Annotated in this window: 11 protein-coding genes; 7 read left to right on the forward strand and 4 right to left on the reverse strand. The window is 72.8% G+C overall.

The features are described from left to right. Nucleotides 1–193: 193 nt before the first annotated feature. Nucleotides 194–565, reverse strand: a complete 372-nt coding sequence (locus ABD292_RS35080) for a PaaI family thioesterase (protein ID WP_344215078.1) — start codon at nucleotides 563–565, stop codon at nucleotides 194–196. A 104-nt stretch (nucleotides 566–669) separates the two neighbouring features. Between ABD292_RS35080 and polA the strand changes: the two genes are divergently transcribed. The 6 genes from polA to coaE all read left to right on the forward strand — a co-directional run bounded on the left by polA (nucleotide 670) and on the right by coaE (nucleotide 8,664). Then, a complete protein-coding gene (gene polA, locus ABD292_RS35085) occupies nucleotides 670–3,360 on the forward strand; it encodes a DNA polymerase I (protein ID WP_344215016.1) in 2,691 nt (896 codons plus the stop codon). Nucleotides 3,361–3,469: 109 nt separating this feature from the next. Further along, the gene (locus ABD292_RS35090; protein ID WP_344215018.1) at nucleotides 3,470–4,579 is read left to right on the forward strand and encodes a polysaccharide deacetylase family protein; all 1,110 of its coding nucleotides are present in this window, start codon (nucleotides 3,470–3,472) and stop codon (nucleotides 4,577–4,579) included. A gap of 192 nt (nucleotides 4,580–4,771) precedes the next feature. Then, nucleotides 4,772–6,250, forward strand: coding sequence for a 30S ribosomal protein S1 (gene rpsA, locus ABD292_RS35095; RefSeq protein ID WP_091075891.1), 1,479 nt, complete (start codon nucleotides 4,772–4,774; stop codon nucleotides 6,248–6,250). 131 nt (nucleotides 6,251–6,381) lie between these two features. Continuing rightward, entirely contained in the window at nucleotides 6,382–7,536 is a 1,155-nt protein-coding gene (locus ABD292_RS35100) for an epoxide hydrolase family protein (protein ID WP_344215021.1), read from the forward strand. A 27-nt stretch (nucleotides 7,537–7,563) separates the two neighbouring features. Next, nucleotides 7,564–8,052, forward strand: coding sequence for a GNAT family N-acetyltransferase (locus tag ABD292_RS35105; protein WP_344215080.1), 489 nt, complete (start codon nucleotides 7,564–7,566; stop codon nucleotides 8,050–8,052). Between the two features lie 9 nt (nucleotides 8,053–8,061). Continuing rightward, nucleotides 8,062–8,664: a dephospho-CoA kinase gene (gene coaE / locus ABD292_RS35110; RefSeq protein WP_344215023.1), complete on the forward strand. Its 603-nt coding sequence runs from the start codon at nucleotides 8,062–8,064 to the stop codon at nucleotides 8,662–8,664. Between the two features lie 103 nt (nucleotides 8,665–8,767). Here coaE and ABD292_RS35115 read toward each other — a convergent pair whose 3' ends face one another. Further along, nucleotides 8,768–9,472 (reverse strand): hypothetical protein, encoded by a 705-nt coding sequence (locus ABD292_RS35115; RefSeq protein WP_344215025.1) that lies wholly within the window; start codon nucleotides 9,470–9,472, stop codon nucleotides 8,768–8,770. 127 nt (nucleotides 9,473–9,599) lie between these two features. Continuing rightward, nucleotides 9,600–10,421: an SDR family NAD(P)-dependent oxidoreductase gene (locus ABD292_RS35120; protein WP_344215027.1), complete on the reverse strand. Its 822-nt coding sequence runs from the start codon at nucleotides 10,419–10,421 to the stop codon at nucleotides 9,600–9,602. A gap of 96 nt (nucleotides 10,422–10,517) precedes the next feature. Between ABD292_RS35120 and ABD292_RS35125 the strand changes: the two genes are divergently transcribed. Continuing rightward, nucleotides 10,518–11,093, forward strand: coding sequence for a TetR/AcrR family transcriptional regulator (locus tag ABD292_RS35125; protein ID WP_344215029.1), 576 nt, complete (start codon nucleotides 10,518–10,520; stop codon nucleotides 11,091–11,093). On the opposite strand, the gene ABD292_RS35130 is transcribed toward ABD292_RS35125, so the two are convergent. After that, nucleotides 11,082–16,058, reverse strand: coding sequence for a WD40 domain-containing protein (locus ABD292_RS35130; RefSeq protein WP_344215032.1), 4,977 nt, complete (start codon nucleotides 16,056–16,058; stop codon nucleotides 11,082–11,084). The two genes, ABD292_RS35125 and ABD292_RS35130, sit on opposite strands and share 12 nt — an antisense overlap. Between the last annotated feature and the right edge of the window lie 131 nt (nucleotides 16,059–16,189).

Genomic DNA, 16,189 nt, shown 5'->3' on the forward strand with positions numbered 1-16,189 from the left:
CGATAACGAAATCACGGTAGGTATGGACGAGCCCGCGGGGGCGGCCTTTGGGGCCGTGCAGGCATCGCCGGCCGTACACGTTATCTACCGGGCCGCCCCCGCGGGCTCGCGTTCGGACCACCGTAGCGACCCGCGGGGGCGATGCGCAAAGAATCGGGCGAAGTGACCGCTGGGCAAAAGTACGGCAAAAGCCTCAGGCGTCGCGCAGCATGCAGGTGAGGCGGGAGGTGCACACCCGCCGGCCCTCCTCGTCGGTGATCTCGATGTCGTACGTCGCCAGCGTCCGCCCCGCGTGCAACTTCGTCGCCACGCCCGTCACGTGCCCCGAACGGGCCGAACGGTGGTGCGTGGCGTTGATCTCGACGCCCACCGCGATGCGCCCCGGCCCGGCGTGGATCGCCGCGGCCACGGAGCCGAGGGTCTCGGCCAGCACCACGGAGGCGCCGCCGTGCAGCAGCCCGTACGGCTGCGTGTTCCCCTCCACCGGCATCCGGCCCACCACCCGGTCGGGGCCCGCCTCCAGGAACTCGATGCCCACGCGGCTCGCCAGCGTGCCGTCGTGCATGCCGCTCAGCAGCGGGAGATCAAGCGGGTTGGTCTGCGTCAAGGGGACGCCTCCACTCTTCCGAGCTCAGGTTTTCTGTCGCAGGGGCAGACTAGGCTGCGTACGTGCCGAAGAGTGAAGTGACCCCCAGCCGTCCGTGCCTGCTGCTGCTTGACGGGCATTCCCTGGCTTATCGCGCCTTCTACGCGCTCAAGGACGCCAACCTCATGACCTCCGACGGTCAGCACACCGAGGCGGTCTACGGGTTCACCTCGATGCTGACCAACGTCCTGCGCGACGAGCAGCCGAGCCACGTCGCCGTGGCCTTCGACCGGTCCGAGCCCACGTTCCGGCACGAGGAATACGCCGACTACAAGGCCAACAGGAGCGAGACGCCGGAGGACTTCCGCGGCCAGATGCAGCTCATCTTCGAGCTGCTCGACACGCTGCGCATCCCGCGCCTGTCCAAGGCGGGCTTCGAGGCCGACGACATCATCGCCACGCTCGCCACCCGCGCGTCGGAGCAGGGGATGAGCGTGCTCATCGTCACCGGCGACCGCGACGCGCTGCAGCTCGTCAACGAGCACGTGACCGTCCTGATGACCCGGCGCGGCATCAGCGACATGACCAGGTTCACGCCCGAGGCCGTCGAGGAGAAATACGGCCTCACCCCCGTCCAATACCCCGACTTCGCGGCGCTGCGCGGCGACCCCAGCGACAACCTCCTCAGCATCCCCGGCGTGGGCGAGAAGACCGCGGCCAAGTGGGTGCGCGAGTTCGGCACGCTGACCGCGCTCGTCGACCGGGTCGACGAGGTCAAGGGCAAGGTCGGCGACAAGCTGCGCGACCACGTCGCCCAGGTGCTGATGAACCGCCGGCTCACCGAGCTGCTGCGCGACGTGCCGGTCGAGGCCGAGCTCGGCGAGCTCAGGCAGGGCGCGTGGGAGCGCGAGGAGGTCAACAAGCTCTTCGACACCCTGCAGATCCGCGGCGAGCTGCGCGAGCGGGTGTTCAAGGTGCTCGGCACCGGCGAGCAGGAGCCCGACCAGGGCTTCGAGGTCGAGACCGTGATCCTCGGCCCCGACCGGGTGGCCGGCTGGCTGGCCGCCATGCCGGAGGGCCGCGCGGGGCTCGCCGTCAAGGGCGCCTACGGCAGCGGCACCGGCCGCATCGACGCCATCGCCGTGGCCTCGCCCGACGGCACCGCCGCCCACATCGACCCGGTCAAGCTCACCGAGGCCGACGAGACGGCCCTGCGGGCCTGGCTGGCCGACGAGAGCAGGCCCAAAGCCGTCCACGACGCCAAGGGCCCGCTGCTGGCCCTGTGGGCGCAGGGCATGGACCTGCGCGGCCTGAGCTGCGACACCGCGCTGGCCGCCTACCTCGCCATGCCCGGCCAGCGCACCTTCGCCCTCGAGGACCTCGCCCGCCGCTACCTCAACCGCGACCTGCGCGCCGAGGAGGAGTCCGACGGGCAGGCCGCGCTGTTCGGCGACGACGAGGACGCCCCCGCCAAGGACCTCGCGCTGCGCGCCCACGTGGTGCGCGAGCTGGCCGAGGCGCTGGAGCGGTTCCTGGCCGGGCGCGGCGGCACCCAGCTCCTCGACGACGTCGAGCTGCCGCTGCTCACCGTGCTGGCCGAGATGGAGCGCGCGGGCATCGCGGTCGACAGCGCCTACTTCACCGGGCTGGAGGCCGAGTTCGGCTCGGCCGTCAAGCACGCCGTGGAGGAGGCGCACCGCTCCGTGGGCGAGCAGTTCAACCTGGGCTCGCCCAAGCAGCTCCAGGAGATCCTGTTCACCCGGCTCAACCTGCCCAAGACGAAGAAGATCAAGACCGGCTACAGCACCGACGCCGACCAGCTCGCCTGGCTCGCCACCCAGACCGAGCACGAGCTGCCGACGATCATGCTGCGCCACCGCGACCAGCAGAAGCTGCGCACCACGGTCGAGGGCCTGATCAAGGAGATCGCCGACGACGGGCGCATCCACACGACGTTCAACCAGATCATCGCCGCGACCGGCCGGCTCTCCTCCGAGAAGCCCAACCTCCAGAACATCCCGATCCGCACCGCCGAGGGCCGCCGCATCCGGCAGGGCTTCACGGTCGGCGAGGGCTACGAGACGCTGCTCACGGCCGACTACAGCCAGATCGAGCTGCGCATCATGGCGCACCTGTCGGGCGACGAGTCGCTGATCGCCGCGTTCGAGTCCGGCCACGACTTCCACCAGGCCACCGCGGCCCGGGTCTTCGACCTGCCGCCCGAGCAGATCGACGGCGAGCTGCGGGCGCGCATCAAGGCCATGAACTACGGCCTCGCCTACGGACTGTCCGACTTCGGGCTGTCCGGGCAGCTCAACATCCCGGTGGCCGAGGCGCGGGCGCTCAAGGAGGAATACTTCCAGGAGTTCGGCGGCGTGCGCGACTTCCTGCACGCCATCGTGGCCCAGGCGCGCGCCGACGGCTACACCGAGACGATCATGGGCCGCCGCCGCTACCTGCCCGACCTCACCAGCGACAACCGGCAGCGGCGCGAGATGGCCGAGCGGATGGCGCTCAACGCGCCGATCCAGGGCTCGGCGGCCGACATCATCAAGGTCGCCATGCTCCACGTGCACCAGGCCATCCGGGAGGAGGGGCTGGCCTCGCGGATGCTGCTGCAGGTCCACGACGAGCTCGTGTTCGAGGTGGCGCCGGGCGAGCTGGAGGCGCTCAGGCAGCTCGTGCGCGACCAGATGAACGCCGCCTACCACCTGCGGGTGCCGCTGGAGGTCTCCGTGGGCGTCGGGCGCACCTGGGAGGACGCCGGGCACTGACCCGCGGTCCGGGAGCCCCGGGGGGCGGCATGTCGCCCGGGGCCACCGGTTTCCGTACAGATCTGGACTAGGGTGGAGTGTCGGCTTCCCCTAGCGGCACGGGAGTTCTGTGCGGTTACCAGCGTCCTCCACGAAGATCATCGGCCTCGCGAACGTCGTCGTGGTCACCGTGGCGGTCATCGGGCTCAGTCTCATGCCGGCGCAGGAGGTCCCGCACGCCGGCCCGGCCTCCGCCGGGAAGGTCGAGGAGAGCCCGCCGTCCACGGCCCCCGCCGACGCCCCGGCGACCCCGCCCGGGCAGCCGCCCGGGGTGGTGGCCACGCCCGAGTTCGCCCGGCAGGTGCGCGCCAACGAGGCGGGGCTGGTGCCGGTCCTCATGTACCACCGCATCCAGCGTAAGCGGCTCGCCTCCATCGACCGCACCCCCGACCAGCTCAGGAAGGAGCTGGAACGGCTGGCCCGCGAGGGCTACGTGCCGATCACCGCCGCCGAGTTCGCCACGGGCGACATCCACGTGCCCGCGGGCCGCTACCCGGTCGTGCTGACCTTCGACGACGGGCACCCGAGCCACTTCGCGCTGGACGCGAACGGCAACCCGGCGCCCGGCACCGCGGTGGCGATCATCCAGGAGGTGGCCGCCCGCTACCCGTCGTTCCGGCCGACCGCCACGTTCTGGATCAACCACGAGCCGTTCGGGCTGCGTGACGAGGCCGCGCAGGCGGCCGCCCTGCGCTGGCTGAACGAGCACGGCTACGAGGTGGCCAACCACACCTGGAGCCACCCCAACCTGCGGGTCCTGCGCAAGCGCAAGGTCCGCGAGCAGATCGGCCGGATCGAACGGCTGCTGAAGAAGCTCGGCGCGCCGCCGTCGCGCACCATGGCGCTGCCGTACGGGTCGATGCCCCACGGCAAGAAGGTCGCCAGGACCGGATCATGGGACGGGACCCGTTATGATTTCGCCGGCGTGTTCCTCGCCGGGGCCGAGCCCTCGGTTTCGCCCTACGCGAAAAGTTTCGACCGGGGCGCGATCCAGCGGATCCAGAGCAACGGCAAAAAGGGCGAGTGCCGCAAATGGTGCTCGCAGTACTGGCTGGAGTGGCTGGACAAGCATCCCGGCAAGCGCTACGTCTCCGACGGGGACCCGGAGCGGATCTCCATCCCCCGGGCGGCGAGGGGTAATATCATCCCCAAGCGAGGGCTCCAGGTCATCGCCTACTGACCTCGCCCTGGATTGACCCCGTGGCATTGGTCTCATATGCTGATCGCTGCGCTGTGGGCTCGCGCGCGCCTCAGACGGAGCGGGCTCGCGCTCGGTCACGTCGATGTCGTAATTCCTCGGCTTGATGCGGAAGAGGGCCTGCCGCGCGTCCGCCACATCGACATCCTGTCCGCGTTCGGAGCAATTCCACACATGACGTCCAGCACTGAGGCCACCTCGAGCACCCCGCAGGTAGCGGTCAACGACATCGGGTCCGAGGAAGCCTTCCTCGCCGCGATCGACGAGACCATCAAGTACTTCAACGACGGCGACATCGTCGAGGGCACCGTCGTCAAGGTCGATCGAGACGAGGTCCTTCTCGATATCGGCTACAAGACCGAGGGTGTCATCCCCTCGCGCGAGCTTTCGATCAAGCACGATGTCGACCCTGCTGACGTCGTGGAGGTCGGCGAACACGTCGAGGCCCTGGTTCTCCAGAAGGAGGACAAGGAGGGCCGCCTGATCCTGTCCAAGAAGCGCGCCCAGTACGAGCGCGCCTGGGGCACGATCGAGAAGATCAAGGACGAGGACGGCATCGTCACCGGCACCGTCATCGAGGTCGTCAAGGGTGGTCTCATCCTCGACATCGGCCTCCGTGGCTTCCTCCCGGCGTCCCTGGTCGAGATGCGACGGGTCCGCGACCTGCAGCCGTACGTCGGCCGCGAGCTCGAGGCCAAGATCATCGAGCTCGACAAGAACCGCAACAACGTGGTCCTGTCGCGCCGCGCCTGGCTCGAGCAGACGCAGTCGGAGGTCCGCCAGACCTTCCTCAACACCCTCCAGAAGGGTCAGGTCCGCAAGGGCGTCGTCTCCTCGATCGTCAACTTCGGTGCGTTCGTGGACCTCGGCGGCGTCGACGGCCTGGTCCACGTGTCCGAGCTGTCCTGGAAGCACATCGACCACCCCTCCGAGGTCGTCGAGGTCGGCCAGGAGGTCACGGTCGAGGTCCTCGACGTCGACATGGAGCGCGAGCGCGTCTCCCTGTCGCTCAAGGCCACCCAGGAAGACCCGTGGCAGCAGTTCGCCCGCACCCACCAGATCGGCCAGGTCGTGCCGGGCCGCGTCACCAAGCTGGTGCCGTTCGGCGCGTTCGTCCGGGTCGAGGAGGGCATCGAGGGCCTGGTCCACATCTCCGAGCTGGCCGAGCGCCACGTGGAGATCCCGGAGCAGGTCGTCCAGGTCGGCGACGAGATCTTCGTCAAGATCATCGACATCGACCTCGACCGTCGCCGCATCAGCCTCTCGCTGAAGCAGGCCAACGAGGGCGTGGGCGCCGAGGTCGAGTTCGACCCGACGCTCTACGGCATGGCCGCGACCTACGACGACCAGGGCAACTACATCTACCCCGAGGGCTTCGACCCGGAGACGGGCGAGTGGCTCGAAGGCTTCGACAAGCAGCGTGAGGAGTGGGAGCGGCAGTACGCCGAGGCCCAGCAGCGCTTCGAGGCCCACCGCAAGCAGATCGAGGAGGCCCGCAAGGCCGAGGCCGAGGCCGGCGAGGGCGCTCCGACGTCCTACGGCGGCGAGACCCAGGCTCAGCAGAGCTCCTCGTCCGCTCCGGCGGCCGGCGCGCTCGCCTCGGACGAGGCGCTCGCGGCCCTGCGCGAGAAGCTCGCGGGCGGCCAGAGCTGAGGCTCTAGCTCCCAGGAGTAGGCGGTAACGAAAAGCCCCGCACGGGTTCGTGCGGGGCTTTTCGCGTGTCATCGGTCTTCTCGCTTGATTGCGGAAAGATCCTTGCCGCATGTCCTCCTACTGTTCGTTCCATGACCGAAACGATCACGCCGTTCCGCATCGACATCCCCCAGGCCGACCTCGAGGACCTGCGCGAGCGGCTGCGGCGCACCCGCTGGGCCGCGCAGCTTCCCGGCGGCTGGGACCGCGGGGTGCCCGTCGCCCACCTGCGGGAGCTGGCCGAGCACTGGGCCGAGACCTTCGACTGGCGGGCCCAGGAGGCCAGGCTCAACGCCTTCCCGCAGTTCACGACCGACATCGACGGGCAGCGGGTGCACTTCCTGCACGTGCGCTCGCCGGAGCCGCACGCGCTGCCGCTGATCATCACGCACAGCTGGCCGAGCACGGTCGCCGAGCTGCTCGACGTGCTCGGGCCGCTCACCGACCCGCGCGCCCACGGGCTCGACCCCGCCCTCGCCTTCCACGTCGTCGCGCCGTCCCTGCCCGGCTTCGCCTTCTCGCCGTTCCCCGAGCCCGCCGACGAGCGGCCGTGGAGCGTCGACCGGGTCGCCCGCACCTGGGCCGAGCTGATGCGCCGCCTCGGCCACGACCGCTACGGAGCCCACGGCAACGACGCCGGCGCGCTGGTCACGGCGCGGCTCGCCGCCCTCGACGCCGAGCACGTGATCGGGGCGGTGATCACCTCCGGCCTCGGCGTCCCCACCGGCGACCCCGCCGAGCTGGAAGGGGCGAGCGAGGAGGAGCTGGGCTGGCTGAAGATGCTGGGGGAGCGGATGGCCGGCGGCAGCGGGTACGGCCCCTACCTGGCGAGCCGGCCCCAGACGCTCGCCCACGGCTTCGCCGACTCGCCGGTGGCGCAGCTGGCGTACCTGGTGGAGCGGTTCAAGGAGTTCGACGGCTGGCCCGAGCGGAACGGCCCCGTCGCCGAGCCGATCGGCCGTGACCTGCTGCTGACCACGGCCAGCCTGTACTGGTTCACCGGCACCGGCGGCTCGTCCTCCTGGACGTACTACGAGGGCGCCGCCGGCATGCCCGTCGACCAGCGGGCCGTGCCCACCGGGGCCACGCACGGCGGACCCGACCTGCTGCGCCGCATCGCCGCGCGCGGCAACGACGTCGTGTACTGGGGCGACGGGGAGAGCCCGAGCCACATGGTGGCGATGGCCGCGCCCGGGTCGGTCGTGACCGGCGTACGGGAGTTCTTCGAGGTCCTCCTCCGGCCGTGAGCGCCCGGCCGGTAGGGTGACGGCGTGATCATCGAACGGGCGGTGCCGGCGGACGCCGGGGAGATCCTCACCGTGCAACGGGCGGCCTACGTGAGCGAGGCCCAGCTCTACGGCGACCCCTACATCCCGCCGCTCGTCGAGTCGCTGGAGCAGGTGCGCAAGGTCATCGAGGGCGCCGTCGTGCTCAAGGCGCTCGACGGCGGGCGCCGCATCGTCGGCGCCGTACGCGGGCAGCTCGCCGGCACCACCTGCCTGGTCGGGCGGCTGGTCGTCGCCCCCGACCTGCAGGGGCAGGGCCTCGGCACGGCGCTGCTGCGGGCGCTGCACGAGCAGGTGCCGGAGGCGACGGCGTTCGACCTGTTCACCGGGCACCTGTCGGCGGGCAACCTCAAGCTCTACCGGCGTCTGGGCTACCGGGAGACGCACCGCGAGCGGATGGACGACCACCTGACGATGGTCCACCTGCGCCGGGAGGCGGAGCCTTCCGGTCGTGCGCCGTCCGGCCATCGTGGATAGGCTTCAGCGGTGCTGAAGATTGGGCTCACCGGCGGCATCGGATCCGGCAAGAGTGAGGTGTCCAGGCGGCTCGCGGCTCACGGAGCGGTCGTGATCGACGCCGACAAGATCGCACGCGAGGTCGTCGAACCCGGCACGGCCGGGCTGGCGCGGGTGGTCGCGGCCTTCGGCGAGGAGGTGCTCCGCCCCGACGGGGAGCTCGACCGCGAGAAGCTCGGCTCGATCGTCTTCGCCGACTCCCAGAAGCTGGCCGTGCTCAACGGCATCGTGCATCCGCTCGTGGGGGAGCGGGTGGCGCAGCTGCAGTCGGACGCGCCCGGCGACGCCGTCGTGGTCTACGACGTGCCGCTGCTGGTCGAGAACAAGCTCGCCCCCATGTACGACGTCGTGATCGTCGTGGACGCGGCCGACGAGGTGCGCATCCGGCGGCTCGCCGAGCATCGCGGCATGGCCGAGACCGACGCCAAGGCGCGCATCGCGGCGCAGGCCAGCCGGGAGGACCGGCTGGCGGTCGCCGACATCGTCATCGCCAACGAAGGGGCGTTGGAGGAGCTGGATGCGCGGGTGGCCGAGGTGTGGGGCGAGCTGCTGCGGCGAGGCGCGCGCGGCTGACCGGTCCGCCGGCTGGGGGTGCCTGGGCTGGTCAGGGACGGGTTCCTGAGCCGGCCTCCGGGATGGTCGCTAGGAGACGGGCCCCGGGCCGGTCTCCTGGCGATCACGAAGTTCCGCCGGCTGCCTGGCCCTTGAAGCGGCCGGGGACCTGCGGGGCCGGGGTGAGGGTGGCGTCCGGGGGCGTCGTGGTGGTCGTGGGGGCGGGGGTTCCCGAGTCCTCGCTGGTGCCGAGGACCACGGATCTCTTTCTGGGGCGTACCGGCTGGGGGCGGATGGCGCGCGGGCGGGCGGTGCGGGCGCGCGGGTTGCGGGCCCCCTGCGGTCGGACGATGCCCGGCGTGGTCGGGTAGGTCGCGGTCGCGACCGGCTGTGACGACAGCCGCGACGAAGGCGGCGCGGCGGGCGTCGCGGGCGCGGCGGGCGTCGTGACGGGTGCGGCGTTCACGGGCGGCGGCGGGGTGGCCGACGGCGGTGCGGTGGCGGCGGGGCTGCGGCGCAGTGCCGCGGCGGGCGGCGTCGGAGGCACCGAGCCCGGATAGGGCACGGGGTCCAGTGTCGTGCGGAACGCCGGGATGCCGATCAGGACCCCGGCCAGGGTCAGCAGCACCATGCCCACCGCCACGGCGGCCGTCTTGGCGGCCTGCGAGCGGCCCTCGCCCTCCCGCGCCGGGCCGGTGCCCGAGTGCCGCGTCCATGGCATCGGTACGGCGGCCCGCTTGGGCATGACCTCCCGCCCACCCGCGACCTCATCCGCTGCCGCGACCAGGCCCGCGTCGCCAGGTCCGGTGTGGTCGGGTGCGGCGGTCACGAGCCCAGCCTCCGGCAGGTAACCATCGTCCATCCCCTTCGCGATGCTCCGCGCCACCGAAACGATCTAGCCCAGGATCCTCCCACAGTCCGGCGACCGGGCGCGGCAATCGCGGCAAATGGGGCGTTCAGTCGAGGAGGTGGCGGGTCAGGTCGTAAAGGCGGCGGGCGGCGGCCGGGTCGAGCGTCGGGATCGACGGGTCCACCGGGGTGCGGCGGTCGTAGGCGAGCAGCCGCCCGGCGGGCGGGTCCGCCATCAGCGCGATGATCGGCTCGATGGCCTTCTCCACGGGCTGCGCGGCGACCTTGGCGAGGAGCCGGACGAGCGCCCGCGCGGGCTGGCGAAGGCTGCCGGTGCCGCTGTCGGTGAAGCCCGGATGGTGCAGCAGGAAGCGGGTGCGCCCGCCGGGATGGACGTCCGGGTACGCGACGCCCAGCAGATCCGTGGCCCTCCCGCCCTGCAGCATCGCCTTGACGCCGCTGTAGCCGCGGCCGAGCGTCAGGTCGTCCCAGTGGATCCGGCCCTTCGTGACCCCGACGCCGCACACGTTCACGATCATCGGCCGGTCCCCCTTCTCCAGCAGGTCCGTGAGGCCGTGGCTGAGCAGGAGGCGGCTGACGTAGTAGAGGGCGAAGGTGGCCTCGAAACCGTCCGGGGTGAGGGTGCGGCTCCCGAAGTGCCGCATGGCGGTGAGGATCAGCCCGTCGAGGGCGTCGTGCCGGGCCCTGACCTCCTCGACCACCCGCCGGTTCTCCGCGACCGACGTCAGGTCGGCCCGTACGAACGCGGCCCGCCCCCCGGCCCCCAGCCGCTCCGCCTCGGCGAGGAAGGCCCACCCCCGGCCCGGATCGCTGCCGACCACCGTCACCCGGTCGCCGGTCCGCAGGTGGTGCAGCGCGAGGCCGCGCCCCATCCCGGTCGTGCCGCCCGCCACCACGTACGTCCTCATGCCGCGCTCCCGTCGTCAAGTCATCGTTCGATGACTTGAAGGACCGTAGCATGCGCGCCCGCTAGGATGTCAACAGTCGATGACTCAGGAGGGGCGATGGCGAAGAGGGACCGGGAGGCCACGAGGGCCCGGCTGCTGGAGGCCGCCCGGCTGCGCTTCGCCCGCGACGGCTACGACGCCACCAGCGTCCGCGACGTCGCCGCCGACGCCGGCGTGGACGCCACCCTGATCTTCCGCTACTTCGGCTCCAAGAAGGCCCTGTTCGACGAGGTCACCGCCGACCTCCCGGCCGGCCTCCTCGACGACGGCCCGCCGGAGGAGCTGGTCGCCCGCATGGTCGGCGCGGTCGTCTTCCAGGACTGGACCGGCTACGGCGGCGAGCACCCGCTGGTGGCCATGCTCCGGTCCTCGGCCCACGAGGACGCCCGCCTGCGGATGCGCGAGGAGGTCTGCGCCACCTACGTCCGGGCCCTCGCCGACCTGGCCGAGGGCGAGGACGCCGAGCTGCGCGCCGAGCTGCTCAGCGCCTGGCTGGTCGGCATCGGCATCCTGCGCTCGGTCGTCGGCACCCCGGCGCTGACCGGGGCGGCCACCGCCGACCTCGCCCCGCACATCGAGAGCGTGGCCACCGCCCTCCTCGGCCGCCCCATGCGCGGCACGTCAGAAGGGTGAGTCCAGCGGCACCTGCCGCACCCCGGGCAGGTACGGATCCAGCTCGCCCAGCTCGAACCGCGACATCCCGATCACGTGCCAGAACTGCCCGCCCGGCTCGCCGTGCAGTTTGTACCGGCCGTCGGGGGCCAGCGCCGCCCACCCCTCGGGCAGCCCGAGCAGCGTCGCCCGCCGCTCGCCGCCCGCCCACAGGATGACCACGCCGTCGTCGCCCGCGCTGGCCAGCAGGTCGTCGCCGGCCGGGCTGAAGGCGACCGACCAGACCCGCCGGGTGTGCCCGGCCAGCACGTGGAGCTGCCGCCCGGTCGCGGCGTCCCAGACCCGGACGAGCTTGTCGTCGCCGCAGGTCGCCAGCCGCGCGCCGGCGGCGTCGAAGGCCACGCCCCACCACCGCCCGCCGTCGCCGCCGAGCGTGCGCGCGAGCCGGGGCTGCCAGGGCTGGCCGGGCAGCAGCTCCCACAGCAGGGCGCGCCCGTCGTTGCCGGCGCTCGCCAGCAGCCGCCCGTCGGGGGAGAAGGCCACGGAGTAGACCCGGTCGGTGTGCCCTTCGAGGGTGGCGACCCGGCCGCCCGAGGCCACGTGCCAGATCCGGACGAGCTTGTCGTCGCAGCCGGTGGCCACGTACGAGCCGTCAGGGCTGAACGCGATCGAGCGCACCCGCCCCCGGTGGTCGAGCAGGTTGACCGCCAGCCGCCCGGTCGGCCGGTACCAGATGCGGACGCTGTCGTCGTCGTTGGCCGTGGCCAGCAGGTCGCCGTCGGGGCTGAACGCCTCGGCCCACACGTGGTCGGTCTCGGCGTGCAGCTCGCGCTCGTAGTCGCCGGTGACGGCGTTCCACAGGTGGACGCCGCCGTCGTTGCTGGAGGTGGCGAGCACCGGCCCGGCGGGGGAGAACAGCGCGGAGATCAGCCGGTCGGAGGTGCCGCTGAACTCGCGCAGCCGCCGCCCGGTGCGCGGCTCCCACAGGCGTACGACGCCGTCGTTGCCGCTGGTGGCGAGCATCGTGCCGTCGGCGCTGAAGCGCACCGACGAGATGCGCCGCCCGTGGCCGCGCAGCACCCGCTGGCACTGGCCGGTGTGGGGGTCCCACAGCCGCACGGTGCCGTCGTTGCTGCTGGTGGCGAGCTGCTGCCCGTCGGGCCGGTACGCGAACGGCCACACCGAGCTGCGGTGCCCGGTCAGCTCGACCCGTGGCCCGCCGCCCACGGGCTGGAGGCGTACGAGACCGGCGGAGTCGCCGGAGGCGACCACGGCGCCGTCGGGGCTGAAGGCGACCTGGTAGACCGAGTTCGCGTGCGTCGTGTGCACGCCGATCGCCCGCCCCGAGGGGTCCCAGAGCCGTACGCCGCCCGCGGTGTCGCCGCTGGCCAGCAGCGAGCCGTCCGGCGCGAACGCCATGCAGTAGACGCTGCCCGCGTGCCCGGTGAGGGTGTGCAGCAGCCGCCAGGAGCCGGTGTCCCAGAGCCGGACCGTGCCCGCCTCGTCGCCGGTGGCCAGCAGCGCGCCGTCGGGGCTGAGCAGCGTGCGGTAGACGCTCCCGCGGTGGCCGTCGAGGGTGTGCCGCACCTCCCCGCTCGCCAGGTCCCAGACCCGTACGGCCCCCGCCGCGTCGCCGGTCACCAGCTCCGAGCGGCCGAAGGCCATCGTGTAGACCGGCGCCTGGTGCCCGGCCAGCTCGTGCGCCGTGCGCCCGGACGCGCACTCCCACACCCGGACGACGCCGTCGCCGCCCCCGGCCGCCACGAGGTCGCCGCCGGGGCTGAGGCGCACCGGCCAGACGCCGTCGGCGTGGCCGGTCAGCGTGCGCAGCCGTTCGCCGGTGAGCGCGTCCCACAGGATGACCTGGCCGTCGCTCGCGCCCGTGGCCAGCAGGTCGCCGGCGAAGGAGACGGCGTAGACGCGGCCCCGGTGGCCCTGGAGCGTGCGCACCGGCGCGCCGCCCGCGCACAGCAGCACGCCGCCGTCCTCGTCGCCGATCGCGACCGTGGCGCCGTCGGGGGAGTAGGCGATCGGCTCGGGCAGGCGGCTGGTCTGGAAGTGGTAGCCGTACGGGACGCCGATGCCGGCGGGGGCGAACTCGACCTCGACCGGCTGCCCGGGCACCACGGCCGCGCCGGGGAGGTGCGGCAGGGTGCCGGTGACGTTGATGAGCGCGGCCCGGTGCCAGCGCGCGCCCGCCACGGTCACGTCGCTGAGGTCGGTCTGCGCGAGCCGCGCGCCCGACAGGTCGGCGTCGGTGAGGTCGGCCCCGGCGAGCGTCGCCCCGTCGAGCCGCGCGCCCGTCAGCCGGGCCCCGCGCAGGACGGCCCGCGACAGGTTGGTGCCAGCCAGCGTGGCCTCCGACAGGTCGGCGCCGGTGAGGTCGACCTCGCGCAGGTCGCGGGCCGACAGGTCCTCGCCCTTGAGGTTGGCGCCGCGCAGGTCGGCGCGGGCCGGGGTGCGCAGCCGGGCGGCGATCTTGACGGCGTTGGCGCCCGAGACGTCGCCGGCGGGCGGGTCGGCCACCCAGGCGCGCAGCGCCCGCACGTCCGCGAGGTCGCACAGGAACTCCACGGTGAGCGACGACAGCGGGTGGCGGGCCAGCAGGGCGAGGTCGCCCGCCGCGAGGTGCCGGGCGATCAGCCACTCCATGACCGAGGCGTGGATGAAGCCGAACATGCCCTCCTCGGTGCGTACGAGCAGGCTGCCCGAGCCCATCGCGTGCGCCGCGTGGGCGGCCGAGAGCTGGCCGCCCGCCAGGTCGGTCAGGGTCTCGCCGATCTCGGTCAGCTCGTCCACGCCGAGCAGCGACTCGCCCGTCTCCCACAGCCGCAGCGCCAGCGCCGTCACCACCCGCCACAGCTCGCCGGTGGTCAGGGCCATCGCCGAGCCGGGCACCCGGGCCCGCCGCTCCTCGAAGGCCAGCCACGAGCCGAGGATCTCCTCGTACAGCAGGGCCGGGCTGATCGTGTGGCGGGCCCGCGCCACGGTGCGCAGCCGGTCGGCGTCGAGGTCGGCGATGAAGGAGAGCATGCGCGGGTTCTGCGCGAGCGCCAGCAGGTCCGTGAGCTCGCCCATGAGCGACATGCGGGCGTGCGCCTCGTCGCCGTCCTCGAACCGGTTGTCCAGGTAGGAGCGGATCTGGTCGCGGGTGAAGTCCTCGACGCTGAGCACCCGCCGCTGCGGCAGCACCCCGACCATCTCGCCGAGCGAGGTGAGCACCTGGCTGTGCGACTTGAAGTGCTGGGTGCGGCTGGCCACCACGACCTTCGCCTTGTCCTCGGCCGCCGCCAGCAGCGTCGCGAGGTGGTCGGTCGCCCGGTCGTAGGTCAGCCGCGTCACCAGCTCGTCGAACCCGTCGAACAGCAGCACGATGCGCCCCTGCCGCAGCAGGTAGCGGAACGCCTTGAGATCGATGTACTCCTCGCCGTGCGAGGCCAGGTGGGCCGCCACCAGCGCGTCCACCGAGTGCGCCTTGTCCAGCGCGCGCAGCTCGATGAGGATCGGCGTCAGGTGCGGCAGCTCGGCCGGGATGCGCCGGGCCAGCTCGCGCAGCGCGAACGTCTTGCCGTGCCCGAAATCGCCGAGCAGCAGCAGGAAACGGCCGTGGTCGGTGGCCAGCAGCCGCATCATCTCATCCGTCAGGCCGTGCCTGACCTGGCCGCCGGGGCGGTCGAGCTCGCGGAAGCGCTGCGGGACGTACAGGTCGGGCGGGTAGCGGCGGTCGCCGACCAGCCGCGCGGTCTGCTCGCTGACGTAGCCGGTGAGGTCGAGCAGGCCCTGGAACTCGGTGAAGCTGCGCAGCCGCACCCCCTGCCGCATCAGGTCGTCGCGGATCCAGCGGGGCGCGGGCGGCCCCTGGTAGACCAGCTCGGCGGCCAGCCCGGCGGCGTGCGCCTGCCGGGCGAAGGCGTCGGCGGCCTCCTCGGTCACCTCGCCGACGTGCGCGCCGATCATCAGCTGCCGGACGAACCCGTCCTCGGGGTGGGTGACCACGAGATGGGCGGGGAAGCGGCGGATCCTGGCCCGCTCGTGGCGCGCCTCACACACCTCGGCGATCCGGTCGAGCAGCAGCTCGACGGGGCTCGGCGCGCGCTCGTCCGGCTTGGGCCGCGGCGGCGGCACGTCCAGGGTGCGGCCGGTGAACGTCGCCTGCGCGCCCCGCCACCTGCCGGGAACCCGCTCGGGCACGCCCTCGTCGGGCAGCCACGTACGCATGCCGTCGGGGGTGATCTCGACGACCTGGTGCCGTCCGGCGCGCGGCGCGGCCACCCGGCCCTCGCCTCCGTGCCCGGGGCCGCCGTGGAAGAGCAGGTGGAGGCGGTGCCCCAGCAGCCGCTCGAAGGTCGGCGCGTCCCGCAGCTCCCGCGGCGGATGGCCCATCGCGCCGAGACGCAGCCAGCCGCCCTCCTCGTACGGCCGCAGCCGCTCGGCGAACCAGGCCGCCTGGGCCTCGCCCAGCAGCGCGTACGCGTCCCGTTCGAGATGGCTCATCGCCATCGTCGAGTTGAGCGCCGCCACGACCACCTTGAGATCGGGCACCTCGAACAGCGTCCACGGCTGCCCGCCGTCGAACACCCGGTCGTCCAGCCCTTGGTAGACCTCGCCGAACAGCCCGGCGAAGTGCCGCCACTTCGGCCAGTAGGGCGGCTGCGGGCTCACGTCGTCGGCCTCGCACGTCATGAAGTAGGCGCTGGCCGCCGCCTTGGTCACGTCGCGCGGGCCCGGCAGCAGCACCAGCCGGTGCGGCTCCAGCCCGAGCAGCAGCCGCAGGTCGGTGACGAACCTGGTGGCCTGCCCGAACTGCCGCAGACTGCCCGACTCGGTCAGGTCGCCGCTGACGACCATGAGGTCGGGGCGTGGCGTGCCGCGGTCGTACATCGCGGTGAGGTCCGCCCAGATGCGCGCCTGCATGTCCTCGGGGGTGAACGGGTCGCCGGGGTCGGGCAACGCCCGGCCGAAGCGGGGGCCGCCGATGTGCAGCACGCTGACGGACTTCCGCCCGCCCACGGGGCCGGCCGCGGGCGGGAAGGCGGGCGCGGTCACCGGGGCGCGGCGCGTCCGCGCCCGCGCGGCGGCCGGGGTCGGCGGCGTCGGCGCGGCGGCGGGCGCGCGAC

Origin of the sequence: Nonomuraea bangladeshensis (assembly GCF_039529455.1) — a bacterium.
GTDB lineage: Bacteria > Actinomycetota > Actinomycetes > Streptosporangiales > Streptosporangiaceae > Nonomuraea > Nonomuraea bangladeshensis.

Bases quoted from the DNA above. Each gene is read 5' to 3' on its own strand.
- rpsA (WP_091075891.1), top strand. From the start codon at position 4,772: ATGACGTCCAGCACTGAGGCCACCTCGAGCACCCCGCAGGTAGCGGTC.
- ABD292_RS35120 (WP_344215027.1), bottom strand. From the start codon at position 10,421: ATGAGGACGTACGTGGTGGCGGGCGGCACGACCGGGATGGGGCGCGGC.
- ABD292_RS35100 (WP_344215021.1), top strand. From the start codon at position 6,382: ATGACCGAAACGATCACGCCGTTCCGCATCGACATCCCCCAGGCCGAC.
- ABD292_RS35080 (WP_344215078.1), bottom strand. From the start codon at position 565: ATGCACGACGGCACGCTGGCGAGCCGCGTGGGCATCGAGTTCCTGGAG.
- ABD292_RS35125 (WP_344215029.1), top strand. From the start codon at position 10,518: ATGGCGAAGAGGGACCGGGAGGCCACGAGGGCCCGGCTGCTGGAGGCC.